The 25,029-nt window shown below is 74.1% G+C and carries 25 protein-coding genes; 9 read left to right on the top strand and 16 right to left on the bottom strand.

What is annotated here, in order from left to right:
• Positions 1-104 precede the first annotated feature (104 nt).
• Positions 105-380: a hypothetical protein gene (locus ACIRS4_RS13095; RefSeq protein ID WP_404194158.1), complete on the top strand. Its 276-nt coding sequence runs from the start codon at positions 105-107 to the stop codon at positions 378-380.
• A 57-nt stretch (positions 381-437) separates the two neighbouring features.
• Here ACIRS4_RS13095 and ACIRS4_RS13090 read toward each other — a convergent pair whose 3' ends face one another.
• Both ACIRS4_RS13090 and ACIRS4_RS13085 read right to left on the bottom strand, forming a co-directional pair.
• Positions 438-1,838, bottom strand: coding sequence for an FAD-dependent oxidoreductase (locus ACIRS4_RS13090; RefSeq protein ID WP_404194727.1), 1,401 nt, complete (start codon positions 1,836-1,838; stop codon positions 438-440).
• A gap of 33 nt (positions 1,839-1,871) precedes the next feature.
• Positions 1,872-2,822 carry a DUF4349 domain-containing protein gene (locus ACIRS4_RS13085; protein WP_404194156.1) on the bottom strand — a complete coding sequence of 317 codons (951 nt, stop codon included), beginning with the start codon at positions 2,820-2,822 and terminating at the stop codon, positions 1,872-1,874.
• Positions 2,823-2,986: 164 nt separating this feature from the next.
• Between ACIRS4_RS13085 and hemG the strand changes: the two genes are divergently transcribed.
• The gene (hemG, locus tag ACIRS4_RS13080; RefSeq protein WP_404194153.1) at positions 2,987-4,477 is read left to right on the top strand and encodes a protoporphyrinogen oxidase; all 1,491 of its coding nucleotides are present in this window, start codon (positions 2,987-2,989) and stop codon (positions 4,475-4,477) included.
• Positions 4,478-4,482: 5 nt separating this feature from the next.
• On the top strand, positions 4,483-5,214 hold the full coding sequence (gene hemQ, locus ACIRS4_RS13075; RefSeq protein ID WP_352245941.1) for a hydrogen peroxide-dependent heme synthase: 732 nt from the start codon (positions 4,483-4,485) through the stop codon (positions 5,212-5,214).
• A 76-nt stretch (positions 5,215-5,290) separates the two neighbouring features.
• Here hemQ and ACIRS4_RS13070 read toward each other — a convergent pair whose 3' ends face one another.
• The 5 genes from ACIRS4_RS13070 to ACIRS4_RS13050 form a co-directional block, all read right to left on the bottom strand.
• Positions 5,291-6,883: an alpha/beta hydrolase gene (locus ACIRS4_RS13070; protein WP_404194149.1), complete on the bottom strand. Its 1,593-nt coding sequence runs from the start codon at positions 6,881-6,883 to the stop codon at positions 5,291-5,293.
• 147 nt (positions 6,884-7,030) lie between these two features.
• Entirely contained in the window at positions 7,031-7,795 is a 765-nt protein-coding gene (locus ACIRS4_RS13065) for a TIGR04222 domain-containing membrane protein (RefSeq protein WP_404194147.1), read from the bottom strand.
• 99 nt (positions 7,796-7,894) lie between these two features.
• On the bottom strand, positions 7,895-8,704 hold the full coding sequence (locus ACIRS4_RS13060) for a DUF4142 domain-containing protein (protein WP_404194145.1): 810 nt from the start codon (positions 8,702-8,704) through the stop codon (positions 7,895-7,897).
• A gap of 109 nt (positions 8,705-8,813) precedes the next feature.
• Positions 8,814-10,142, bottom strand: a complete 1,329-nt coding sequence (locus tag ACIRS4_RS13055; RefSeq protein WP_404194142.1) for a DUF692 domain-containing protein — start codon at positions 10,140-10,142, stop codon at positions 8,814-8,816.
• 243 nt (positions 10,143-10,385) lie between these two features.
• Positions 10,386-11,108, bottom strand: coding sequence for an aminoacyl-tRNA hydrolase (locus ACIRS4_RS13050; RefSeq protein ID WP_404194140.1), 723 nt, complete (start codon positions 11,106-11,108; stop codon positions 10,386-10,388).
• Positions 11,109-11,197: 89 nt separating this feature from the next.
• Here ACIRS4_RS13050 and ACIRS4_RS13045 point away from each other — a divergent pair, with 89 nt between their 5' ends.
• Together ACIRS4_RS13045 and ACIRS4_RS13040 are read left to right on the top strand one after the other, a co-directional pair.
• The gene (locus tag ACIRS4_RS13045; protein ID WP_404194137.1) at positions 11,198-12,073 is read left to right on the top strand and encodes an ATP-binding cassette domain-containing protein; all 876 of its coding nucleotides are present in this window, start codon (positions 11,198-11,200) and stop codon (positions 12,071-12,073) included.
• Positions 12,070-12,741, top strand: coding sequence for an ABC transporter (locus ACIRS4_RS13040; protein ID WP_404194135.1), 672 nt, complete (start codon positions 12,070-12,072; stop codon positions 12,739-12,741). Before ACIRS4_RS13045 ends, ACIRS4_RS13040 begins: the two co-directional genes overlap by 4 nt.
• A gap of 23 nt (positions 12,742-12,764) precedes the next feature.
• Here ACIRS4_RS13040 and ACIRS4_RS13035 read toward each other — a convergent pair whose 3' ends face one another.
• From ACIRS4_RS13035 to zapE, 8 genes are all read right to left on the bottom strand, one after another.
• The gene (locus ACIRS4_RS13035) at positions 12,765-12,953 is read right to left on the bottom strand and encodes a hypothetical protein (protein ID WP_404194132.1); all 189 of its coding nucleotides are present in this window, start codon (positions 12,951-12,953) and stop codon (positions 12,765-12,767) included.
• A gap of 37 nt (positions 12,954-12,990) precedes the next feature.
• The gene (locus ACIRS4_RS13030) at positions 12,991-13,911 is read right to left on the bottom strand and encodes a polysaccharide deacetylase family protein (protein WP_404194130.1); all 921 of its coding nucleotides are present in this window, start codon (positions 13,909-13,911) and stop codon (positions 12,991-12,993) included.
• 93 nt (positions 13,912-14,004) lie between these two features.
• On the bottom strand, positions 14,005-15,330 hold the full coding sequence (locus tag ACIRS4_RS13025) for an alkaline phosphatase PhoX (protein WP_404194725.1): 1,326 nt from the start codon (positions 15,328-15,330) through the stop codon (positions 14,005-14,007).
• Between the two features lie 226 nt (positions 15,331-15,556).
• Positions 15,557-16,390, bottom strand: a complete 834-nt coding sequence (locus ACIRS4_RS13020; RefSeq protein ID WP_404194127.1) for a slipin family protein — start codon at positions 16,388-16,390, stop codon at positions 15,557-15,559.
• A gap of 231 nt (positions 16,391-16,621) precedes the next feature.
• Complete coding sequence (locus ACIRS4_RS13015) at positions 16,622-18,115, bottom strand: SulP family inorganic anion transporter (RefSeq protein WP_404194124.1); 1,494 nt, start codon at positions 18,113-18,115, stop codon at positions 16,622-16,624.
• Positions 18,116-18,123: 8 nt separating this feature from the next.
• A complete protein-coding gene (locus ACIRS4_RS13010; RefSeq protein ID WP_404194122.1) occupies positions 18,124-18,702 on the bottom strand; it encodes a carbonic anhydrase in 579 nt (192 codons plus the stop codon).
• Positions 18,703-18,780: 78 nt separating this feature from the next.
• On the bottom strand, positions 18,781-19,173 hold the full coding sequence (locus tag ACIRS4_RS13005; RefSeq protein WP_404194120.1) for a hypothetical protein: 393 nt from the start codon (positions 19,171-19,173) through the stop codon (positions 18,781-18,783).
• A gap of 208 nt (positions 19,174-19,381) precedes the next feature.
• A complete protein-coding gene (zapE, locus tag ACIRS4_RS13000; protein ID WP_404194118.1) occupies positions 19,382-20,497 on the bottom strand; it encodes a cell division protein ZapE in 1,116 nt (371 codons plus the stop codon).
• A 37-nt stretch (positions 20,498-20,534) separates the two neighbouring features.
• Here zapE and ACIRS4_RS12995 point away from each other — a divergent pair, with 37 nt between their 5' ends.
• The 4 genes from ACIRS4_RS12995 (at position 20,535) to msrB (ending at position 23,925) form a co-directional block, all read left to right on the top strand.
• On the top strand, positions 20,535-21,317 hold the full coding sequence (locus ACIRS4_RS12995) for a pyrimidine reductase family protein (RefSeq protein ID WP_404194116.1): 783 nt from the start codon (positions 20,535-20,537) through the stop codon (positions 21,315-21,317).
• 187 nt (positions 21,318-21,504) lie between these two features.
• Positions 21,505-21,978, top strand: a complete 474-nt coding sequence (locus ACIRS4_RS12990) for an indole-3-glycerol phosphate synthase (protein ID WP_404194113.1) — start codon at positions 21,505-21,507, stop codon at positions 21,976-21,978.
• 123 nt (positions 21,979-22,101) lie between these two features.
• Positions 22,102-23,493 (top strand): UDP-N-acetylmuramate--L-alanine ligase, encoded by a 1,392-nt coding sequence (gene murC / locus ACIRS4_RS12985; RefSeq protein WP_404194111.1) that lies wholly within the window; start codon positions 22,102-22,104, stop codon positions 23,491-23,493.
• Between the two features lie 24 nt (positions 23,494-23,517).
• Entirely contained in the window at positions 23,518-23,925 is a 408-nt protein-coding gene (gene msrB, locus ACIRS4_RS12980) for a peptide-methionine (R)-S-oxide reductase MsrB (RefSeq protein WP_404194109.1), read from the top strand.
• A gap of 48 nt (positions 23,926-23,973) precedes the next feature.
• Here the strand turns inward: msrB and ACIRS4_RS12975 are convergent, their stop codons facing one another.
• Positions 23,974-25,011: a YbhN family protein gene (locus ACIRS4_RS12975; protein ID WP_404194107.1), complete on the bottom strand. Its 1,038-nt coding sequence runs from the start codon at positions 25,009-25,011 to the stop codon at positions 23,974-23,976.
• Between the last annotated feature and the right edge of the window lie 18 nt (positions 25,012-25,029).

Below are 25,029 nucleotides of genomic sequence, written 5' to 3'. Positions count from 1 at the left end.
CCGTTCGGTGAATCGGTGAACGCGCCCTCCCGTGACCGCGTATGAAGCGTCAACCGTCCGCGGCACGGGGATGCGGGCCGCGGGGACGACGTGAGGAACAGGCGATGAACGACCGGGTTACTCCCCCGATGCACGCCCTGCCCGACGGCGAGGCGGAGATCGCGCTCGTGATCAGGCTCCCCTGGGAGGACGTGGCCAGGCTCGGCCAGGAGGCGGCGCGGCTCGCCTCCCAGACGCAGCGGCCGGTCACGCTGGACGAGGCCGTGAGCCACCGGCTGCGCTCCCGGCCCGCGACCGCCGCGCACGCCAAGCCCGCGGAGCAGCCGCCCACGGCCGGCTCGCCGGTCTCCACGCTGCCGAGGCTGTCAGGGACGGCTTAGAGCCTGCCCGGGACGGCTCGACGCCCGTCCGGGACGGCTCAGGGCGTGTCCGGCGGATCAATCGCCCCGTACCTTCGCCGCTGCCTTTCTCGCCGCCACCAGCACCGGGTCCCACACGGGGCTGAACGGCGGGGCGTAGCCCAGGTCCAAGGCTGTCATCTGCTCCACCGTCATGCCGGCCGTGAGGGCCACTGCGGCGATGTCGACGCGCTTGGCCGCGCCCTCCCTGCCCACGATCTGCACGCCGAGCAGGCGGCCCGTCCGCCGCTCGGCGAGCATCTTGACCGTCATGGGGGAGGCGCCGGGGTAGTAGCCGGCGCGGCTGGTGGACTCCACGGTGACCGTCTCGAACCGGAGTCCGGCCCGGCGCGCATCCTTCTCCCGCAGGCCCGTGCGGGCGATCTCCAGGTCGCACACCTTGCTGACGGCGGTGCCGACGACGCCGGGGAAGGTGGCGTAGCCGCCGCCGACGTTGGTGCCGATGACCTGGCCGTGCTTGTTGGCGTGGGTGCCCAGGGCGATGTGGCGCTCCCGCCCGGACACCAGGTCGAGGACCTCCACGCAGTCGCCGCCGGCCCAGATGTTCTCGTGGCCGCGCACCCGCATCGCCAGGTCGGTGAGCAAACCGCGGTGGGCGCCCAGGGGCAGGCCGGCGGCCTCCGCCAGGCCGGTCTCCGGACGGACGCCGAGACCGAGGACCACCACGTCCGCCGGGTACTCGGCGTCGTCCGTGACGACGGCCCGCACCCGGCCGTCCTCGCCGGTGAGCAGCTTCGTGACCTCGGCGTCGTTCACCATGGTGATGCCGAGGCCCTCCATGGCCTCGTGCACCAGCCGGCCCATGTCCGCGTCCAGCGTCGACATCGGCTCGCTGCCCCGGTTGACGACCGTCACCTCGTACCCGCGGTTGATGAGCGCCTCGGCCATCTCCACGCCGATGTAGCCCGCGCCGACCACCACCGCGCGCCGGCCACGCGCACGCGTGAGCGTGTCGATCAGCTCCTGGCCGTCGTCCAGGGTCTGCACCCCGTGCACCCCGTCGGCGTCCGCGCCCGGCATGTCCGGCCGGATCGGCCGGGCCCCGGTCGCGATGACGAGCTTGTCGTACGACGTCCAGGACTCGGCGCCGGAGTCGACGTCACGCGCGCGTACGCGCTGTCCGGCCACGTCGATCTCGGTGACCTCCGTGCGCAGCCGCAGGTCGATCCCGCGGGCGCGGTGCTCCTCGGGCGTGCGGGCGACCAGGTCGTCCCGGTCGGGGACGTCACCGCCCACCCAGTACGGGATGCCGCACGCCGAGTAGGACGTGAAGTGCCCGCGTTCGAAGGCCACGATCTCCAGCTCCCCGGGCCCTTTGAGCCGACGGGCCCGGGACGCCGCGGACATGCCCGCTGCGTCCCCGCCGATCACGACCAGACGCTCCCGCCCACTGTCCCCACCACGCGCGCTCTCGCTCATGCTCATGCGAACACGCTACGGCCGCACGGCATTTCACTCCGGCCCGGGCCGGTCCCCGGCGGGTCCAGCCGTCCGCGTCGCGCGCCGGGCCCGCAGCAGTCGCCGCCACACCAGCCAGATCACCAGGGCCGGCACGGCGAACGGCAGGACCGCGCCGATCGCCACGGCGACCCAGCGCAGTGTCGTCACCAGCGCGTGCCAGCCGCCGGCCAGCGCGTCCAGGAACCCGGGGTCGTCGTCCTCGGCGGCCTTCGTCACCGGCGTCTCGCTCAGCGTCAGCGTCACGGTGGCCATGCTCGTGCGGTCCTTCAGGGACGCCTGCCGGGCGAGCAGCGCCTCCAGATCGGCCTCGCGGCGGCTCAGCTCGCCCTCCAGGGCGACCACGTCGGTCAGCTTGGTGGCCCGGTCCATCAGCGCCCGGACCCGGGCGACGCTGGCCCGCTGGGAGGCGACGCGGCTGTCCACGTCGACGACCTGGTCGCCGACGTCCTGGGCCTTCGCCGTGCGCTCCAGGAGCCTGCCCGTGCCCTGAAGGGCGGTGAGGACGGCGTCGTACTTCTCGACCGGCACGCGCAGGACGACGCGCGTCTGCTCGGCGCTGTCCACATCGCGGGTCGTGGTCTCGTCGCCGATGTAGCCGCCGGCGTTCTCGGTGGCCGTGCGGGCCGTGTCGAGGGCCTTGGGGACATCCTTGACCTGCACGGTCAGGGTGGCGGTGCGGATGACGTGATCGACGGGGAGCTTCGGCGCGGAGCCGGCGCCCGACGCCGCGCCCGGCCGCGCCCCGCTCGCCGCCGCGTCCGCGCCCTCCTTGGCGTCCGCTTGCGCGCCGTCGGCCTCGCCCGGCGCGGCGGCCGTGTCCTTCATCGCCGAAGGGGCGTCGCCAGAGTCGCCCCCGGCGCCGCAGCCGGTGAGCGCGACGGCGGCGGCGAGCAGGAGCCCGGACAGGGCCCGGACCGGTCGTACGGATCGTCGTGTGCGCATGCGTCGTACCCCCGAGGGTCGTGGAACGGCCGGCGTTCCGTGGACTGACGTTCCTTCGACGCCGGGACGGCCCGGACCGTTGGCGGCAAACGGTTCCGAACAGGTCACGGTCGGGACACCCGGGCGCGGAGGGAGTGTCAGTGAGGTCTGAGAGAGTGGGGGGCATGAGCGCAACGGGCACGAGCAGGGGGCATGTCGTCGTCGTGGGAGCCGGTGTCGCGGGCCTGGCCGCGGCCCACCGGCTGCTGGAGCGCGGCGCGCGTGTGACCGTGCTGGAGGCGTCGGACCGGGTCGGCGGCAAGCTGATGCCCGGCGAGGTCGCGGGCGTCCGCGTCGACCTCGGCGCGGAGTCGATGCTGGCGCGCCGGCCCGAGGCGGTCGCCCTCGCACGCGAGGCGGGCCTCGCCGACCGCCTCCGGCCGCCGGCCACCGCCACCGCCTCCCTGTGGACCCGCGGCGCCCTGCGCCCCATGCCCAAGGGCCACGTCATGGGCGTCCCCGGCGCCGCCTCCGCCCTGGCCGGCGTCCTCTCCGACGAGGGCCTCGCGCGCGTCGAGCGCGACGCCGATCTGCCCCGCACGGAGGTCGGCGAGGACGTGGCGGTCGGGGAGTACGTGGCGGCCCGCCTCGGCCGTGAGGTCGTCGACCGTCTCGTGGAGCCGCTGCTGGGAGGCGTCTACGCCGGTGACGCCTACCGCCTCTCCATGCGCTCGGCCGTCCCCCAGCTCTTCCAGGCGGCGCGCACGCACACCTCGCTCACCGAGGCCGTCCGCGAGATCCAGGCCCAGGCCGCCGCCGCCCGGCAGACCGGGCCCGTGTTCATGGGCATCGAGGGCGGAGTGGGCTCCCTGCCGCTCGCGGTCGCCGAGTCGGTCCGCGCGCGGGGCGGCGAGATCGTCACCGGCGCACCGGTCACCGAGCTGCGCAGGACGACCGGGCCGGCCGAGGGCGCGGCCGGCTCCGCGCACGCGGAGCGCTGGCGGGTCGCCGCCGGCGACCGGGTGCTGCACGCCGACGCCGTGATCGTCGCCGTGCCCGCGCCCGCCGCCGCCGCGCTGCTGGCCGCCGAGTCGCCGGGGGCGGCCGCCGAACTGCGTGCCGTCGAGTACGCCTCCATGGCCCTGATCACCCTCGCCTACCGCCGCTCCGAGGCCGCCGCGCTGCCCGACGGCAGCGGCTTCCTGGTGCCGCCCGTCGACGGACGCACCATCAAGGCGTCGACGTTCGCCTCGCAGAAGTGGGGCTGGATCGCCGACCAGGACCCGGACGTCGTCGTGCTGCGCACCTCCGTGGGGCGCTACGGCGAGACGGCGATCCTCAACCGCTCCGACGCCGACCTGGTGGCCGTGTCCCGCGGCGACCTGGAGGCGGCCACCGGTCTCGCCGCCGCCCCGGTGGAGACCCGCGTCACCCGCTGGACCGACGGCCTGCCCCAGTACCCGGTCGGCCACCACGCGCGCGTGGCCCGTGTCCGCGCCCATGTGGCCGAGCTGCCCGGCCTCGCCGTGTGCGGCGCGCAGTACGACGGAGTCGGCATCCCCGCGTGCGTCGCGAGCGCCCACGCGGCGGTCGACCAGATCCACGGCGACCTGCGCGCCGTGCAGGAGCTCACGGCCCACCCGGTGCAGAGCCTGCACGGCGGAGCGGGAGAATGAGGACCATGAGTGACGACGCCTCCACCACCGAGCCCGGCAGGATCCCCAACAAGGGCAAGCTGGCCAAGGACCTCAACGAGGTCATCCGCTACACCCTGTGGTCCGTCTTCCGGCTGAAGGACGTGCTGCCCGAGGACCGCACCGGCTACGCCGACGAGGTCCAGGAGCTGTTCGACCAGCTCGCCGCCAAGGACGTCACGATCCGCGGCACGTACGACGTGTCCGGGCTGCGCGCCGACGCCGACGTCATGATCTGGTGGCACGCCGAGACCGCCGACCAGCTCCAGGAGGCGTACAACCTCTTCCGCCGCACCAGGCTCGGCCGCGCGCTGGAGCCCGTGTGGTCGAACATGGCGCTGCACCGCCCCGCCGAGTTCAACCGCTCGCACATCCCGGCGTTCCTCGCCGACGAGACGCCCCGCGACTACGTCAGCGTCTACCCCTTCGTGCGCTCCTACGACTGGTACCTGCTGCCCGACGAGGACCGCCGCCGCATGCTCGCCGACCACGGCAAGATGGCCCGCGGCTACCCGGACGTGCGCGCCAACACGGTCGCCTCGTTCTCGCTGGGCGACTACGAGTGGATCCTGGCCTTCGAGGCCGACGAGCTGTACCGCATCGTCGACCTCATGCGCCACCTGCGCGCCTCCGAGGCCCGCATGCACGTCCGCGAGGAGGTCCCGTTCTACACGGGCCGCCGCAAGTCGGTCGCCGACCTGATCGCGGGCCTCGCCTAGGGCGCCCCGACCGCACGCGGAGCCGCATCGCCGTGCGGCTCCGCGCGCGTGAGCGGGGCACAGGCCGCTCACGGGCTCACTTTGCCGCCGCTTCCGGCCCCGGGGCCGTCGCCGTGGGCGCCGCGTGTCCCGCGCAGGCGGCCCGCCGCGAGGGCAGCCGGCCCTCCAGCAGGTAAGCGTCGAGATGCCCGTTGACGCACCGGTTGGGCCCGCCCGCGATGCCGTGCGTGCCGGCGTCGCGCTCGGTCACCAGCACCGAGTCCGACAGCCGCCGGTGCATCTCCAGCGCCCCGTCGTACGGTGCGGCGGCGTCCCGCTCGGCGGCGAGGATCAGCGTCGGCGGCAGCTCGCCCGGCCCCGTCCGCACGTCCAGCGGCCGCTGCCGGGGCGCTGTCCAGTAAGCGCACGGCAGGTTCGCCCACACGTTGTCCCAGGTCTCGAACGGCGCCACCCGCGCGAGCCGCGTGTTGTCGCGGTCCCACACCCGGAAGTCGGTCGGCCAGGGCGCGTCGTTGCACTCCACGGCCGTGTAGACGGCACTCGCGTTCTCCGCCTCCGCGGCGGCCTCCCGGACCGGCGAGGCCAGTGCGACGAGCGGCTTCGGATCGCCCTTCAGATACGCCGACAGCGCCTCGGCCCGCGAGGGCCACAGCTCGTCGTAGTAGCCCGCCTGGAGGAACGCGCCCTGCAACTGGCCGGGGCCCACGGCGCCGCCGGCCGGCTCCCCGGCCAGCCGGTCTAGCGCTCGCTCGTAGCTCAGCCGCACCGCCTCGGCGGTCCCGCCCAGCCCGTAGACGCCGTCGTTGGCGGCGATCCACTCGCGCAAATCGGTCCAGCGGCTCTCGAACGCCACCGACTGGTCGAGGTTGTTGCGGTACCAGACCTGCGCGGGGTCCGGGTTCACCGGGGCGTCGAACACCATGCGGCGCACGTGCGAGGGGAACATCGTCGCGTACAGCGCGCCGAAGTAGGTGCCGTACGACGCCCCCATGAAGGTCAGACGCTCCTCGCCGAGCGCGGCCCGCAGCACGTCCAGGTCGCGCGCGTTGTTGAGCGAGTTGTAGTGCCGCAGCGCGCTGCCCGTCCGCTCGGCGCAGCCGCGCGCCAGGGCCTTGGCCCGCGTGACGCGTTCACGCTTGTACGCCTCCGAGGGGTGGGTCGGGGCGGGCGAGGGGCCCTTGAAGAAGTCCTCGGGCTTCCGGCAGGACAGCGGCGCGGAGCGGCCGACACCGCGCGGGTCGTAACCGACGAGGTCGTAGGCGGCCCCGATGCGCTTCCACTCGGGCATCAGCCCGACCAGCGGGAAGTACAGTCCGGAGGCGCCGGGCCCGCCCGGGTTGAAGACGAGCGCGCCCTGCCGGGGCACCCGGCGCTTGCTGTTGTGCGGGTCGCGGTGGGTGGCCGGCACCCGGCTGACCGTCAGCTCGATCTGCCTGCCGTCCGGCCGGGAGTAGTCCAGCGGGACGGCGACCTTGCCGCACTGCAGGTCGCCCGGCAGGTCCTGCGCGTCGGAGCACGCCCCGAACGCGATGCCCGTGGCGGCGGCCCGGGCCGCGGCGAGCGCGACGCCGGAGGCGCCCGCGGTGTGCGGGGCGCCGCCGGCCGGTGCGGCGGTCAGGGTCGACAGGAGCAGGGCTCCGGCGGCCGGGTAGAGGACGGCGGCTCTCATCGGTGTCCCTTCGGTGCACGGCGGCGACAGAAGGGATGCTTGGTTCGGCCGTGGGCGAAGGCAAGCACCGCGCCCGGGTGTCGCACCCGATGCCCCCGGTGCGCCCCTTCTTTGTCGGCGCGCCCCCGATGAATTCGAGCGCTTCCTTCAGCCGTGACGGTGGGTCAGGGCGGCGCGCAGACCGGGCTCGTCCACGGCGTGCACGCCGTGGACGGCGAACGAGGCCAGGTAGGTCCCGTCGTCGCCCTCGCCGGCCGTGCGCACGGCCAGTGCGCCCAGGAGGCGCATCCCGGCCGGGGAGGCCCAGCGGGAGTACGGGTGCGCCTCGACCCGGGCGATCGCCAGGCAGCTCAGGGTGAGCGCCAAGGGCAGCGCGAACCACAGGGCCACATGGGCGCGCGGCACGTCCCCGGCGACGGGCGTCAGCAGCGCGACGGCGCCCAGCGCTACGACGGCGACGGCGGCCGCCCGCACCTGGCGCACCCCGGCGGCGACCGTCGTCCGGGCTCCGTCGGGCACGGCCAGGCCCGCGTCGACCAGCCGGTCCGCCAGCCCGCGCACGGCGTCGGCCGCGGCCGCGGCGGCGCGCACCGGGGCTATGCGGGACTGTCCGGCCGGTCCGATGGCGCCGATGACCGACCGCTCCATCTCGTCGCGCCCGCACGGGTCGACGACGGTCGCCCAGCCGGTGTGGGCGAGCAGCAGCCGCCGCTGCCGGGCCATGGCCACCAGCGTGAGGTCGGCGACCCGGGCGGGTCCGCCGGACAGGAACGCCGCCTCGTACAGGGTCAGATCATGTGTTCGTCCCGCGTCCGCGTCGAGGGCCGCCGCCCGGACGGCGGCCAGGCACAGCCGGGTGCACGCCACACCGGCGCCGGCCCAGGCCAGGAGCAGGAGAAGAAGCCAGAACATGCCGTGTTTCTATGCCGGACGCACACCGAAACGCCATGCCTTTTCACTGCCCGGACCCAGAGCGTTGCGGGTATGTGACGTTCCGTTTCGGGCCCGCGGTCACGGCGTGGCCGGGACGACCTGCCCGGGGCCGGGACCGGGATCCGCCGGCACGGACTGGGCGGCCGGGGCGGACACGGCGGGGGCGGCGGGATCGGCGGGGACGGTGGGGGCGGCGGGCGCCGCGGTACCGGGGACGGTGGGCGCCGCGGACGGCGACGCGCCGGTGGCCGCCATCTCGCGGGCCAGAGCGGCGAAATCGACGTAACCGGTCGCCTCCAGGACCCTGATGTGGTCCAGGACGGTGCTGTTGGCGTCGTCGGCGAGACCGCGCACCAGCGCGTTCTGGGTGCTCGCCCGCACCTGGGCGACGAGCGGGAAGACCCGGCCGTGCGCCAGCCGCAGGATGTTGGCGAACTCGCGGTCGTAGTCCGTGCCTTGAGCCGAGTCCAGCTGGGACAGCCAGGCCTTCTGCTGGTCGTTCGGCTCGTCGGGCAGCGCGATGTTCAGCTCCGCCGCGACGGTGCGCACCCGCTCGTCGAGGACGGTGTGCCCCTCGACGAGATGCCGGCCCGCCGTCCGTACGGCCTCGCCGACACCCTTCTGCTGCGCCTGCCGCCCGGCCGGCAGCTCCCAGAGCCCGGCCAGCCGGACCTTGACGAGGAAGTCCCGGTCGAGAGCGGACAGCGGCCCGTACAGCGTCGGCACGGTGTCGGCGTTCAGCGTGTCCACGCTCGTCCCCGGCGAGGACCGGTTCTCGTAGGACCAGAGCGGGAGGATCAACGCCGCCAGGGTCGCCACCAGGCCCGTGATGATGAGCCCGGTGCCGGTGAACATGCCTCTGCCCCTGACCGGGGGTCGCGGTCGCATGAAGCCTCCTGCACACGCACCGCACGCCAGTGCGCTTCGGGGCGCGTGCGGGAAAGGCATCTTACTGCGCGGTTTCGGGCGCCGGGCCGGCGGCCGTCTCGGCGCCGCCTCAGCGTCCGATCAGCGACCGGCCGACCTGCCCCACCCGGGCCAGCCGCGACAGCGGCCGCGGGGCGGGTCCCGACCGGTCCAGCCACCACCGGCGCAGCTCCCGCCGGGCGCGGCCCTCCGTCAGCTTGTCGCCCAGCAGCAGCGACTCCGCGAAGTCCAGGGCGTCCTGGCGGTAGCCGCCGCGCATCGGGTGGCGCTGGGCGTAGCCGACGAAGGCGGACCGGTACTCCGTGCCGAGGATCGACGGCAGCTCCGGGGCGACCTTCGCCACCACGTCCGCCCGCTTGGCCGCCAGAGCCCGCGACTGCACCCCGAGCCGCACCCGGTCGAACCCCTCCGGGACGGGCGTCCCGGCGACCAGCGCGGACAGCAGCGCGGCCTCGGCGAGGGCGAGACGCTGCCGGGCCGCTCGGACGTCGGCGGGCACCGGAGCGGCGTGCTCCTGAGCCTGCTGCTTCGGACGCCCCTGCGCCTGTCCGCCCTCCGTCCGCGGACGGGTACGCGCGCCTCGCTCCACCGCCTCCCGGATCGCGGTCAACTCCCCTTCGAGCTCGGCCGGTTCGGGGAAGTTCTCATCGCGCTCCAGCAGCACCCCGGGCGGGGAGACGCGGGAGGTGAGGTCGGTCAGGATGTCGAGGACGGGACGCGGCACCGGGTGGGCGTGGCTGTCGTGCCAGACGCCGTCCCGCTCGAAGCCGCCCGCGACGTGGACGTACGCGATGGCCTCCAGGGGCAGTTCGGCGAGCGCCTCGGCCGGGTCCTCGCCGCGGTTGACGTGGTTGGTGTGCAGGTTGGCGACGTCGATCAGCAGCCGCACGCCGGTGCGGTCGGCGAGCTCGTAGAGGAACTGGCCCTCGGTCATCTCCTCGCCCGGCCAGGAGAGGAGCGCGGCGATGTTCTCCACGGCGAGCGGCACGGGCAGCGCCTCCTGCGCGATGCGCACGTTCTCGCACAGCACGTCGAGGGCGTCGCGGGTGCGGGGCACGGGCAGCAGGTGCCCCGCCTCCAGGCGCGGGGAGGCCGTCAGCGGACCGCCCGCGCGGACGAACGCGATGTGCTCGGTGACCAGCGGCGATCCCAGCGCCTCGGCCCGCTCGGCCAGCGCCGTGAGCCGCCCTTCGTCGGGCCGGTCCGCTCCGCCGAGCCCGAGCGAGACGCCGTGCGGTACGACGGTGACGCCGCGCTCGCGCAGCCGCAGCAGGGAGTCGGGGAGGTGGCCGGGGCAGACGTTCTCCGCCACCGCCTCGACCCAGTCGATGCCCGGCATCCGCTCGACCGCGTCCGCGATCTCCGGCCGCCAGCCGATTCCCGTCCCGAGTCGCGTCATGGTCCCCTCCTCCGTCCGGCCCCCTCCGCGGTGACGGGGATATGACCCGCCCGCCGCCCCCCGAACCGCCCGCCGCCGTCCTTCAGAGCAACATTTGAGGTTCGGCCCGGGGTCCTGCGGGCCGCGCCCGCCGGTCCCCGTCCCCGTCTGGTACGCGCGCCGGGCGCGGCGGGTTCAAAGCAGCGCTGAGCAATCGACGGCGTGCACGTCACGCCGGAGGAGCCGACGGGGTGCGCTCCGCGCTCACCGCGCCCGCAGGGCCGGGTGGTCCGCGACCACCGTGCAGCTGCCGGGAGCGATCTCGGTGAAACCGGCGTCCCGCACCAACGGCAGCCCGCTCGCGGTCAGTTCGCGCCAGCGGGCGGGCTCCGCTGTCCGCACCGAGAGCGCGAATCCCGACTCCCGCCACGCCGACCGCTCGTCGTCCGCCAGCTCCCACCAGGCGAGCTGCGCCCCGTGTCCGGCCTGCGCCATCGCCTTGCCCGCGGACATCTCCACCTCCGGGCTCATCCACAGCACCGGCGCGTCCGGATCCGGCTTCGCCGGGGCCTCGGGGTCGTCCAGCTCGGTGCCGGACACCTGGAGCTTCGCGAGCTCCTTCGGCCACCCGTCCAGCGGCACCGGCGGGAACACCCGCACCTCGGCCGCCTTTCCCGTGACGGTGATCCCCTGCAGCGCCTCGGCCCGCCGCCACTCGGCGCCCCGGGCCCGCCGTACGACCTTCCGGATCCGGGCGTCCTGCCAGTCCCGCACGGCCTGCGCCCACTCCCCGTCCCCGGCGGCCCGCTCGTCGCTCAGCAGCACGAGCACCGCCCGGGCGGCCGTCTGAAGCGCGTCGGTACGGGCGGGGGGAGCCGCCTTCTCCAGGCGGAGCACGAGAGGCAGTACGAACTGCGGCGCGGCGTCGCGCGCGCTCACCTCGGACCGGAAGGGACTGTCACCGGCGGACGCATGATCGGAGCTCACACCGGCCAACCCTAAGGGGCCCCGGTCAGTCCTCCTGGCGAGGGGTCGCCCTCCTCGTCCGCGGGGGCCGCGTACGGGAGGATGTCGCGATGACACACGTGTTACATCTGGACAGGGTGGGCCGCCGCTACGGCGTGCGCGGTCCCTGGGTGCTCCGCGACACGAGCCTGGGGTTGGCGCCCGGCACCCTCACCCGCGTCCAGGGGGCCAACGGCACCGGCAAGTCCACCCTGCTCCGCCTCCTGGCGCGCGTCGACGCTCCGACGGAGGGACGGCTCACCGGCCGCCCCCGCACCGCGTACGTCCCCGAACGCTTTCCCACCGCCCTGCCCTTCACCGCCGTCGGCTACCTCACCCACCTCGGGACCGTGCACGGCCTCACCCGCGCCGCCGCGGGGCGGGCCGCCGAGGAGTGGCTGGACCGCTTCGGCGTCGCCGTCCACGCGCGCGTGCCGATGGCCCGGCTGTCCAAGGGGACCAGCCAGAAGGTCGCCGTGGCGCAGGCGCTTCTCGCCGAGCCGGAGCTGCTCGTCCTGGACGAGGCGTGGACCGGGCTGGACGCCGACGCGCGGGCCGAACTGGAGCGGGCGGTCGCCGAGAGGACGGCGGCCGGCACGGCCGTGGTCTTCGTCGACCACGATCCGCTCCGGCTCGCCGGGACCACCGACGCCGAGTACACGGTCCATGGCGGGGGCCTGCACCGCCGTACGGAACCGCCCCTCACCGCCTCCGGACCGCACGTGGCCGTCGAGGCGCAGGGGCCGCCCGCCGGGCCGCTGCCGGCTCAGGCGCGACGCCTGGCCCTCACCGCCGAGGAGACGGCCCCCGGCATCCACCGCCTCACCGTCCCCGCCTCCCGCTCCGACGTCCTGCTCCGCGCCCTGCTCACCGCCCGCCCGCCGTGGCACGTGATCGGCGTCGGCCCGGCAGCGGCGGCCGGACCCGACCGTGAAGGCGCCTCGTGAAAGCCCTGCTGCGTTACCAGGCCGCCCTGCTCGTGCGCTCCCAGCGCTGGCTGCCACCGTTCCTGCTGTACGCCGTGTTCCTGGGCGTCGGCGTCCAGAGCGGCCAGCCCGTGCTGGACTCGCTCGGCTACGCGGCCGCGGCCCTGCTGCCCGTCGCCGCCTGGCTGGTGCGAATCTGCGTGACCGACGAGCCCCCGGCGGCCCGTACCGTCGTCGCGGCGGCGGCCGGACCCGCGCGGGCGCACCTGGCCGCCGTGCTGGTGGCGCTGACGGCCGCCGCTGTGCTCGGAACGGCGGCGACGGCGGTCCTGGCACTGATCAGCGACCCGGTGAGCGCCGACCACCAGCAGCGGATCCCCCTGCCGGAGGCCGCCGCGGCGGGGCTGCTCGCGGCCCTGACCTGCGCGCTGCTCGGCACGGCCGTGGGCGCGCTCACCGCCTGGCCCGTCCTGCGCACGCCCGGCCGCGCGGTGCCCTCGCTGCTTCTCGCGGCGCTGCTCGCGCTGGTGGCGACCGGTTCTCCGGCCCAGGCCGCGGTTCAGGGCCTGGTCAGCGGGTCGCGGTCGGCGACGGTGCATCCACCGCTGCTGCCGCTGGCCGCGGCGGCGCTGATCTCCGCGGCGGCCACCGCGGTGGCGTGCGCGCTCACGTCCCGGCGGTCGGCCTGAAGCCGCCGGCGCCGAGCGGCCGTTCAGCCCGAGCAGGCCGTGCGCTGGGCCTCCTGCCATTCGCAGACGGGGCACAGGGTGATGCCCTTGTACGACTCGGGGTGCTCCGTCGGCTCCTGGCAGAGCACGCAGGCCGCGTACGGCGGCCCGTCGGCCCGGGGCGGCCGGGCGTCGTCGATCAGGCAGTAGGCGTTGTCGCTCTCCTCGCTCATACCTCCAAGGGTACGAACGCGCCGCGCGCGGTGTGTCTCAGCGCCGCTCGCCGGCCGCCCGGATCAGTTCGGAGACCTTGACGAAACGGTAGCCCCGGCGGCGCAGTTCGGGGACGATCGCGCGGATCGCGCGCTCGGTCGTGGGGGCGGCGCTGCGGGTGCAGTGCATGACGACCACCGACCCGGGTCGCACCCCCTCCAGCACCTGCCGGGCCACGGCGTCCGCGTCCGTCGCGAACGCGTCGCCGCTCACCACGTCCCACTGCACGGCGGTGACGCCCGCGCCGCTCACCTCGCGCAGCGCGCGCCGGTCGTAGCAGCCGCCGGGGAAGCGGAAGTAGGGCATCGCGTTCGGCACCCCGGCCTCGCGGAAGGCCGCGTACGCCCGTTCCACGTCGGCCCGCATCCGTTCCTTCGGCACCGTGGGCAGGCCGTAGCAGTCGTCGGTGAAGGCGTAGTGGCTGTAGGAGTGGTTGGCGACCTCGAACAGCGGGTCGCGGCCCACGGAACGGGCCTGGTCCGGGTACTCCTCGGCCCACCGGCCCGTCATGAACACGGTGGACGGCACCTTCAGCTCGCGCAGCGCGGCGATCAGCTGCGGGTGGTCGAAACGCTCCCCGTCCGCCGCCCGCGGCCCCTGGTCGGCGGTCATGTCGGCGTCGAAGGTCAGGGCGACGGTCTTGCCGCCGGTGCGGGGGCCGTGCTCGAAGACGGGGGTCAGACCGGCCGGCCCCGGGGCCAGCGTGGGCGCGGGGGAGGGCCCTGCGGGGGACGGGCGCTCCGTGGTGGGCGGTGCGCTGGACGGCGGTGCGCTGGGCGGCACCGCCGTGGGGGAGCCGGACGGGCTGGGGCGGTCGGGGGCCGGGCGGGCCGCCGGCGGCGCCGGGGCCTGGCCGCAGGCGGCCAGCGCGGCGCCCAGGGCACAGACCACGGCGAGACGGCGTACAGAAGTGATCACCCGATGAAAGTACGAGAAACGAGCGATCACTCGTGTGTAAATATGTTCGCGCCGTCGGTTCCGTCACCCGCCCGGATCACCGGGCCCGCGGAGCTACCGGCGCCAGGGGCCCGTCACCGCGAACGTCGTGCCCGGGGTGTAGCAGTTGACGTACATCGTGCGGCCGTCGGGGGAGAAGGTGACGCCGGCGAACTCGCCCCACTCGGGCTCCTCGGGCGTGCCGATGTTCTGTCGGCCGCGGGCCATCGCGTACACCTCGCCGCCGCGGGTCACCCCGTAGACGTGCTGGGCGCCGTTGCCGTCCTCGCAGACCATCAGACCGCCGCTGGGCGCGAGACAGATGTTGTCGGGGGACTCGCCGGGCAGCTGCACGTCCGTGTCGGGGCCGAAGACGATCACCAGGGTCAGCCGGCGGCGCTCCGGGTCGTAGCGCCAGATCTGGCCGAAGTGGTCGGCCGCCGAGCCGTCCGCGCCGCGCGCGAACGAGGACACGAAGTACACGCACCGGCCGCCCCAGTAGCAGCCCTCCAGCTTCTGCGCGTGCGTGATGCCCCGCGGCCCGAAGTCCTGGAGCCGGACGGGCGTCTCGACGGCCAGCGGGTCCGGCACGTCGACCCACTCGACGCCGTCGAAGGACGCGCCCGTCTCCTTCACCGCCGACAGGTCGGGCACGCCGGGGACCCGCATCGCCTGGAGCCGGCCGCCCGCGCGCAGCGAGCCGACGCCGCCCAGCGGTTTCCTCGGCAGGAACCGGTAGAACAGGCCGAAGGGTTTCTGGAACGCGTCCTCCGTCTCGTAGACGATGCCGCGCACCGGGTCGACGGCGATCGCCTCGTGCTGGAAGCGGCCCATCGCGGTCAGCGGGACGGCGCCGGTGCGATGCGGGTCCGCCGGGTCCACCTCGAAGATGAAGCCGTGGTCCTTCGTGTAGCCGTTCACCCCGGCCTTGTCCTCGGTCTCCTCGCACGTCAGCCAGGTGCGCCAAGGCGTAGGTCCGCCCGCGCAGTTGACGGCGGTGCCGGCGATCGCGACGCGCTCCGAGAGCACCCTGTCGCCGGGGTCGAGGGTCAGGGCCGTGCAGCCGCCCTTGCCGGCGGGGTCGTAGGTCAGGCCCTTGACGGTGGGGACGCCGATCTTCGCGGCGGGGCGGTTCTCGTGATTGCGGACGAGATGGACGCGGCCGCCTCGGGCGGGGAGGGCCGTCATGCCGTCATGGTTGGAGGGCACCGGGCCCTCACCGGAGCGCAGCGGATCGCCCTCGCGGGAGAGGACCCGGTAGCGGAAGCCCTTCGGCAGGTCGAGCAGGCCGTCGGGGTCGGGGACGAGGGGGCCGTAGCCGCTGTGGCCGAGGTCCTGGGCGGCGGCGGTGGCCGGGAACAGCTCGGACAGGGCCCCGGAGAAGACGATGCCCGCGCCCAACGCGCCGGTACGGGACAGGAGTTGACGGCGGGTGGTGGAGGAGGTCTCCGGCGCGGGGTCGTTGGCGGGCGCTGAAGTCGCTGCGGTCGCGGGGGACGTGGGGGGGATGGCGGGACGAGGGATTTCCGGCACGGGCAGTCACCTTCCTGCTGGCGGACAGGAACACACTGACCCGCCCGTGTCTATCACTCGCCGCGCGCCCCGGGAACCACGCGTGTAGCACGTGTCACGGCGTGGCGCGTTCAGGACGCGGTGGGCTGTTCGACGGGCTGTTCGACGGAGGGAGCGTCGCCGGCGCCGGCTGCTGGGCCTTCTCCAGGAACCTCAGCAGTTCCACCGGGAAGGGCAGCACCAGCGTCGAGTTCTTCTCGGCGGCCACGGCCACCACCGTCTGGAGCAACCGCAGTTGGAGCGCGGAGGGCGTGTCCTCCATCTGCTGTGCCGCCTCGGCGAGCTTCCTCGACGCCTGGAGTTCGGCGTCGGCGTTGATGATCCGGGCCCGCCGCTCCCGGTCGGCCTCGGCCTGCCGGGCCATCGAGCGCTTCATCGTGTCCGGCAGGGAGACGTCCTTGATCTCGACCCGGTCGATCTGCACGCCCCAGCCCACCGCCGGGCTGTCGATCATCAGCTCCAGGCCCTGGTTGAGCTTCTCCCGGTCGGACAGCAGGTCGTCCAGCTCGCTCTTGCCGATGATCGACCGCAGGGAGGTCTGGGCCATCTGCGAGACGGCGAAGCGGTAGTCCTCGACGTTGACGATCGCCGCCTCGGGGTCCACGACCTTGAAGTACACGACGGCGTCCACCCGCACGGTCACGTTGTCCCGGGTGATGCCCTCCTGGGCGGGCACGGGCATCGTCACGATCTGCAGGTTGACCTTGCGCAGTTTGTCGACGGCGGGGATCACCAGCGTGAAGCCGGGCTTGCGGATGTCGCCGACGACCCTGCCCAGCCGGAAGACCACCCCGCGCTCGTACTGCTTGACCACCCGCGCGCCCGCCATGAGATACGCCAGCCCGGCGATCCCGACCGCCGCGCCCGCCGCCAGCAGATCCTCCAGCATGACGACCTCCTCACCCCACCCCCCGCCCACAAGCCTGCTCTGCCACGATATGCCCCGAAGTATCCCCCGAGCCATGCACCCCCGGCCCGCGCGAAGGCGAACAGCGGGCCCGAGCGGACGGCGAGGCCGGGGGAGCGGTGAGAACGGCCCGGGCCGCCCGGGCCGGCCGGCCCGGCGGAACCGGCGGAACCAGCCGGGGCAGGCGGAGGGGCGGGGTGGTCGGCGTGGTTGTCAGGCCGCTGGGGCCGGTTCCGGTCGGGGTTCTCGGACCTTCACCGGCTCCGGGCCCACCGCGCTGTGGCGTTCCGCCCAGGTTTCCAGGGCGGTTCGGCAGGCGTGGTCGAGGTGGTGGAGGCCGGTGAGGTCCAGTTCGACGGGGCGGTCCTGGGGGAGGGCCTCCAGGTCGTCGAGGATCTTGGGCAGTCGCAGGAAGGTCGCGTTGCCCGACAGGTACACCCGGACCGGGCCCGCGCCCTTGTCGATCACCTGGACCCTGATGTGCGAGGCCTCCCAGGCCGTCTTGACGACGGCGAGCGCGAGGCCGATCAGGACGCCCTCGAACATGCTGACCGCGACGATCGACACGGCCGTGACCACGAGGATCAGCGCCTCGCCCCGGTGCTCGCGCCACATCGTGGCGATGGTGCGCAGCGGCACCAGCTTGGCGCCGGCGTGCACGAGGATGCCCGCGAGGGCCGGCAGCGGGATGTAGGCCAGCACGCTCGGCAGCAGCGCCGCGAACAGCAGCAGCCAGACGCCGTGCATCACCCGGGAGGCCTTGGTGCGGGCCCCCGCCGCGACGTTGGCCGAGCTGCGCACGATCACCGCGGTCATCGGCAGCGCGCCGAGCACCCCGCACACCGCGTTGCCGGCGCCCTGCGCCATCAGTTCCTTGTCGTACTCGGTGCGCGGCCCGTCGTGCAGCCGGTCCACCGCCGCCGCGCTGAACAGCGACTCCGCGGACGCGATCAGCGTGAAGGCGATGACGGTGCCGAGCAGACCGACGCCCGCGAGCTCGCCGAACGCGCCGAGCGGCGGCGGCTGGATCGAGCCGAGCAGCCCCTGCACCTCGACGGTGGCCACCGGCATCGAGAAGACCAGCACGGCCAGCGTCGCGAGACCGACCGCGGCCAGCGGTCCGGGCACCGTGCGCACCTTGGCCGGCATCCGCTTCCACAGCACCAGCACGGCGATGGTGGCGGCGCCGAGCCCCAGCGAGGCCAGCGCGCCGGTGTCGCCGAGGGACGTGACGAGGGCCTCCGGCAGCCCGGCGATCTTCGCGAGCCCGGACTCCGGCGCCTTGGCGCCGGCCATCGAGTAGAGCTGCCCGGCGATCAGCACCAGGCCGATCCCGGCCAGCATGCCCTCGACGACGGAGACCGAGATGGCCCGGAAGTACCGCCCGAGCTTCAGCGCGCCCATGGCGATCTGCAGCACCCCGGAGGCGAGCACGATCACGCCGAGCGCGGGCAGCCCGAACTCCTGCACCGCCTCGAAGACCAGCACGGTCAGACCGGCCGCCGGACCGGACACCTGAAGGCTGCTGCCCCGCATCAGACCGGTGACGATGCCGCCGACGATGCCGGTGACGAGCCCGAGCTCGGCCGGCACGCCGGAGGCCACGGCCACGCCCACGCACAGCGGGAGCGCGACCAGGAAGACCACGAGGGAGGCGGCGAAGTCCTGCTTGAGATGGGGGAACTTGGATGTCTCGGCTATGTTCACGGGGCCCCTCACAGCGCGCGGAAGGCGTCGGTGGCGGTGTCGTGGGTCAGCACCGAGCCGGTGTGCACCTCGTAGTACCAGGCGTGCACGGTGAGATCACCGGCCGACAGCTTCTTGTCGATGAACGGGTACGAGCGCAGCCGCAGCACCTGGGCCAGGACGTGGTTCTGCACGCCCTCGGCCACGCACGGGTCCTCGACCGCCCCGATGGGGCGCGGCTCGGCCCGCGTGAGCCACTCCCGAACGGCCGGTACGGCGGTCAGGTCGTCGCCGCGGACCAGCGCGCCGACGGCGCCGCAGTGGGAGTGGCCGCAGACCACGATGTCGCTGACGCCTAGGACCTCCACGGCGTACTCGATGGTGGCCGCCTCGCTGGTGGGGTGCTCGGAGGTGTACGGCGGGACGATGTTGCCCGCGGTGCGCAGCTCGAAGAGCTCGCCGGGCCGGGCGCCCGTGATGAGGGCCGGGACGACCCTGGAATCGGAGCAGGTGATGAACAGGACCTGCGGTGACTGGCCTTGGGCCAGCGGGGCGAACTCCTCAGGGCGCTGTCCGTGCGTGCGGGCGTTGTCGATGAGGGGCTGCATGGCGTGTTGACTCCTCCTGGCGCGCCGAACGGCGCGTCGGGCTTGCGTGACAGAGGTGGGGGGAACCGCTCTGCGTCGTCAGCAGCGGAAGACCTGGAGTGCGGCCGGGGAGTGCGCTGCCGACGGTCTCGACAGGGTGAGCGCGGCGCGGGCGGAGGGTGGGGGTGGGTCCGTCCGGTCCTGGGCCGGCAGGGGCCGCTCGAGTCCCTGTGGGGGGATGTCGGCGGCGCGATGCCGGTCGCGGGCGCGCAGGGGACCGGTCGGGTCCCCGGAGGGGTCGCAGGGGCGGGGCGACGTGCTCTTGTCGCGGAGCGCCTTGCCGGAGAGGTTGGTTCCGGACTGGGCCTTGGCCTCGACATGACGGGCCGTGTGCGCGGTTGCGAAGCAGTCGGCGGGCGTGAGGAACGGGAGGGCGAGCAGGGCGGCCGCGAGGAGGGCCACCAGGGCCCTGACGGTCGTACCTCGGAACACGCGCCCCCCTCCCGGCAGTTCACGCCTCTAGTCCGGACCAACGATTGGTCAACGGATGGTCAAGAAACACATTAACCCTGCAAAGTCGTTTGCAGGGTTAACTTAACGTTTCGAGCTGAAGACAGGCTGAAGCGTGCGGGGTGGACGGCTGGAAAAGCCTCTTGATCCGCGTCGGTCCATGGGGTAGCGGGGCTGTAGGCCGGGAGTGTCAGCCGCCTTCGACGAGGCGTCCCGCGTCACGGGCGAGTGCGGTGAGCCGCGAGATCGCCCGGAAGTACTTCTTCCGGTAGCCGCCGTTCAGCATCTCCTCGCTGAACAGCCGGTCGAAGGGGAGCCCGGAGGCCAGCACCGGCACCTCGCGGTCGTAGAGCCGGTCGGCGAGGACGACCAGACGCAGCGCCGTCGACTGGTCGGGAACCGGCCGCACACCGGTGAGGCAGACCGCCTGCAGGCCGTCGGTCAGTGCTCCGTAGCGGCTGGGGTGGACCTTGGCGAGGTGTTCCAGCAGCTGGGGGAAGTCGTCGAGCGAGGCGCCCTCGACGTCGTACGCCGCCTTCTTCACCTGCTCGTCGGAGTACGGCGCCGGCGCCTCGGGCAGGCCGCGGTGGCGGTAGTCCTCGCCGTCGATGCGCAGGGCGCGGAAGTGGGCCGACAGGCCCTGGATCTCGCGCAGGAAGTCGGCCGCCGCGAAGCGGCCCTCGCCGAGCTTGCCCGGCAGGGTGTTGGAGGTGGCGGCGAGCGCCACGCCCGCGTCGACCAGCTTGCCCAGCAGGGTGGAGACGAGGACGGTGTCGCCGGGGTCGTCCAGCTCGAACTCGTCGATGCACAGCAGCCGGTGACCGGAGAGCGTGCGCACGGTCTGCTGGAAGCCGAGCGCGCCGACCAGGTTGGTCAGCTCCACGAACGTGCCGAACGCCTTGAGCTCGGGCTCGGCCTCGGTGGCGTGCCACAGCGAGGCCAGCAGATGCGTCTTGCCGACGCCGTAGCCGCCGTCGAGGTAGACGCCGCGCGGGCCGGCCGCGGCCCTGGGCGCCTTCGCCCTGCCGAAGCCGAAGAACCCCCGCTTGGCGGAACCGGCCGCCCGCGCGCCGAGCCCCGCCGCGAAGCCCTCCAGCACGCCGACCGCCTCGGTCTGGCTGGGCTGGTTCGGGTCCGGGATGTACGTGCTGAACCGGACCGAGTCGAACCGCGGCGGCGGAACCATCTCGGCGACCAGCCGGTCCGCGGGAACCCGCGGCTCACGAGCGCACAGGGACACCGGCGCGGCGTCGGCTATCGGCCCGTGAGGGGAGGTCTGGGCGGAGGCGGGGGTGGAGGACGACACGGTTCCCCATCGTACGTGGCGTGCCAGACTGCCTGGCATGCGACGGCTGTTCCCTGTGACCGACCAGACAGCGACCGAGGCCCGGGAGTGGGGTCTCGACGACATCGCCGAGGCCTACGCCTATCCCCGGCCCGGCCCGGGCGGCGCCGCGCCCTGGCTGCGGGCCAACATGGTGTCCACGCTCGACGGCGCCGCCCAGCACGACGGGCGCTCCCAGCCCATCTCCAACGCCACTGACATGCGGATCTTCGGCACCCTGCGGGCCCTCGCCGACGTGGTGGTCGTCGGCGCGGAGACCGTACGCCAGGAGGGGTACCGCCCCGCACGCGCGCGTGCGGAGTTCGCCCGACGGCGGGAAGCCGCCGGGCAGGGGCCCGCGCCGGCCATCGCCGTCGTCTCCGCGAGCCTGGACCTCGACTTCTCCCTCCCGCTGTTCACCTCCCCGCTCGTCCCCACCCTCGTCCTGACCGGCGCGGCGGCCGCCCCCGACCGGGTCGCGGCCGCCGAGAAGGCCGGCGCCCGGGTGGTCGTCGCCGGTGACGGCACGGGCGTCGAGCCGGGCCGGGTCGTGCCGGCCCTCGCCGGTCTCGGGCACACCCGGCTGCTGACCGAGGGCGGCCCCCGGCTGCTGGGGCAGCTCGTCGCCGCCGGCGTGCTGGACGAGCTGTGCGTGACCCTCTCGCCGCTGCTCACGGCGGGCGACGCGCAGCGGATCGCGGGCGGCCCCGCCATCGCCGTGCCGCAGCGGTACGCGCTGGCCTCGCTCCTGGAGGAGGACGGCTTCCTGTACGGCAGCTACCGCCGGGAGCGGGGCGACTGACATGCCGGTCCCAGCCGGACGCACCCTGGTGTGGCGGGCCGGATCCGGGGCAGGCGGGCACGGCGCGCGGGTGGACCACGACGCGCGCTTCCCGTGCGCGCACGGGGAAGGATGGTTTCGGCAGGGCCGGGCACGGCTCACGGAGGACTGAGGGCCACGGGGGCCCTCGAAGGAGAATGGGGCGCTGGTGTTCACAAGCGTTTTGATGATCGAGAAAGCCCTGACGTCCGCCGACGTGGAGTTCGTCACCACCTTGCACGGCGACGAGCAGGTCGCCTTCCACGTGCTGCTCCAGCCGCGCGGCGACCAGGCGGACCGGCTGCTGCGGGCCATCGACGACGTGGCGCTCGGCGAGCTCGACGAGGCCGCGCGCGAAGGGGAGACGCCGGAGGGCGACGAGGCGAAGGGATTCGGGGAGCGGGCCCTGGAGGTGTCCCTGCAGGCGCTGCACGGGGCCGGGAGCCAGGCGGCGGGGCGCCTGGTGGAGGATCACCCGCTGGACGCGCTGAAGTCCCTCGTCGACGAGGTGAACGCGGACGAGGTGATCGTCCTGACCGATCCGCACTACGTGGAGGAGTTCTTCCACCGCGACTGGGCCTCCCGCGCCCGCCACAAGGTCGGCGTGCCCGTGCTCAAACTGTTCTCACACAGCAAGACGTGACCCGGCACGCGGGCGCGGTCCGCGCACCTAGCGGGGCTCGTCGGTTCTGTACGCAATAGTCTGGGGGGCGCGCTCCCGTCCGGGGGGCGCGTTCAGTGTCGTACGGAACTTGGGAGAACACGCATGGCACCTGGCCTTCCTACCGCCATGGACCGACCGCACTTCATCGGCATCGGCGGCGCCGGGATGTCGGGCATCGCCAAGATCCTCGCTCGGCGCGGGGCCCGGGTGGCGGGCAGCGACGCCAAGGAGACCGCGACCGCCGAGGCGCTGCGCGCGCTCGGCGTCACCGTGCACATCGGGCACGCGGCCGGGCACCTGGCCGACGACGCGAGCTGTGTCGTGGTGTCGTCGGCGATCCGCGCGGACAACCCCGAGCTCACCCGTGCGGCTGAGCTGGGCATTCCGGTCGTCCACCGTTCGGATGCTCTTGCCCGGCTGATGGACGGTCTGCGTCCCATCGCGGTCGCCGGCACCCACGGGAAGACCACCACCACGTCCATGCTGGCGGTCGCGCTGACCGAGCTGGCCCTGCACCCCTCGTACGCGATCGGCGGCGACCTGGACGTCCCCGGCTCCAACGCGGAGCACGGCGAGGGCGAGATCTTCGTCGCCGAGGCGGACGAGTCCGACCGCAGCTTCCACACCTACGCGCCCGAGGTCGCCATCGTCCTCAACGTGGAGCTGGACCACCACGCCAACTACGCCTCGATGGACGAGATCTACGAGTCCTTCGAGACCTTCGTCCGCAAGATCGTCCCCGGCGGCACGCTGGTGATCTCCGCCGACCACGAGGGCGCGCGCGAGCTGACGCGGCGGATCGAGGGCGGTCTGCGGGTGGTGACGTACGGCGAGTCCGCCGACGCCGACGTGCGGATCCTGTCCGTGACGGCCCAGGGCCTGAAGAGCAGCGTGACCGTCGCCCTGGACGGCCAGGAGATCACCTTCACGGTCTCCGTGCCCGGCCGCCACTACGCGCACAACGCGGTCGCCGCGCTCGCCGCCGGCGTGGCCCTCGGCGTCCCGGCCACCGCGCTGGCGACGGCGCTCGGCGCGTACACCGGCGTCAAGCGCCGCCTCCAGCTCAAGGGCGAGGCGGCGGGCGTCCAGGTCATCGACTCCTACGCGCACCACCCCACCGAGATGACCGCCGACCTGGAGGCGATGCGCGGGGCGGCCGGCGACGGCCGCATCCTCGTCGTCTACCAGCCCCACCTGTTCTCGCGGACGCAGGAGCTGGGCAAGGAGATGGGCGAGGCGCTGGCCCTGGCCGACACCTCCCTGGTCCTCGACATCTACCCGGCCCGCGAGGACCCGATCCCGGGTGTGACCAGCGAGCTGATCATCGCCGCGGGCCGCGCGGCGGGCGCGGACGTGACGCCGGTCCACGACAAGGAGGAGACGCCGGCCCTCGTCGCGGGAATGGCCAAGCCCGGTGATCTCGTTCTCACCATGGGCGCGGGAGACGTGACCGACCTGGGCCCGAAGATCCTGGACCGTCTCGCACAGCGGTAGAGAGAAGCAGAGGGGTTGGCCTTCATGTCGTACGACGTCGAAAAGCCCGACGAGCAGTGGCGGGCGGAGCTCACCCCGGCCGAGTACGCCGTGCTGCGCCAGGCGGGCACCGAGCCCGCCTTCACCGGTGAGTACACCGACACCAAGACGCGGGGCGTGTACTCCTGCCGGGCCTGTGGCTCCGAACTGTTCACCTCGGACGCCAAGTTCGAGTCCCACTGCGGCTGGCCGTCGTTCTTCGACCCGAAGGACAGCGACGCGGTCGAGCTGATCGAGGACCGCTCGCACGGCATGGTGCGCACCGAGGTGCGCTGCGCCCGCTGCGGTTCGCACCTCGGCCATGTCTTCGAGGGCGAGGGCTACCCCACCCCGACCGATCAGCGGTACTGCATCAACAGCGTGTCGCTGCGGCTGACGCCGACGGAGAGCTGACGCCGGCGCGGAAGTGAGGAGGAGCGCCCGGTCCGACGGGCCGGGCGCTCACAGCGCCTCGCGCTGCAGCAGGGCCGAGAGCGCCAGCATGCCCGGCGGCACGGGCAGCCAGACCGTCAGGACGCGGTAGCCGATCACGGTGGCGGTGGCCAGGGGGAGCGGGGCCCCGTAGCCGGCCAGGGTGAGGACCAGGGCCGCGTCGACGGGCCCGATGCCGCCCGGGGCCGGGACCGCGCCGGCGGCGGTGCTCGCCGCGAGGAACGCGAACAGCAGTTGCGGCCAGGTCAGCGGCACGTCCAGTGCCGTGCCGACCGAGGCGAGGACGCAGGCCTGGAGCAGTGGGGCCGCCGCAGCTCCGCCCCACAGGGGGAGGAAGCGGGCGGGGCGGGAGTGCAGCCGGCGGGCGTCGGTGAGCGCCGTGCGGACGAAGTCCACGGCGGGCCGGCGCAGGGGGCGTAGGAGAACCAGGAGCGCCGCGGCCGCGGCGAGGATCAGGACCGCCCCCGCGGCGGCCGTCAGCATCGTCCGTCCTTCGGGCAGAAGCTCGACCGGGGGTGCCGCGGCCGGCGCGGCCAGCAGCAGCACCAGGAGCACGGACATCTTCGCCACCGCCCTGACCAGGGAGTACAGGGCGATGGACGCGGTGGCGCGCGGGAGGGGGACGCCCCGGCGCTGGAGGAAGCGGACGGTGACCGCGTGGGCGCCGATGCCGGCGGGCAGCAGGTTGTTCGCGGCGCCCGCGGCGATCTGGGAGGCCAGCAGCAGGCCCTTGGGCAGCCGGTCGGCGATCGCGCCCTGGCGGGCGCAGGCGGCGGCGATCCAGCCCAGGCCGGTGAACAGGCACCCGGCCAGCAGCCACCAGGGGTCGGCGGCGGCGAGCCTGGCGGCGCCCTCGCGCAGGGAGTGCCGGTCGAGGGCGGCCCACCCGCCGAGCATCAGCAGCGGCAGCAGGACGAGGACCCGGCGCCCGCCGGGTGAGCCGGAGGCGCGGGCCGCCGAGCGGCGGGCGGGTGTGACGGGCGGCGGGGGGCGGTCGTCCGCGCGGGGGAGCGGGGAGGCGGGACCGTCGAGCGGCAGCGGGGGCACGGCGCACGGCGTCCTTTC

The organism is Streptomyces sp. NPDC101166 (genome assembly GCF_044768125.1).
Lineage (GTDB): Bacteria > Actinomycetota > Actinomycetes > Streptomycetales > Streptomycetaceae > Streptomyces.
This window is presented reverse-complemented; position numbering and strand designations above follow the sequence as displayed.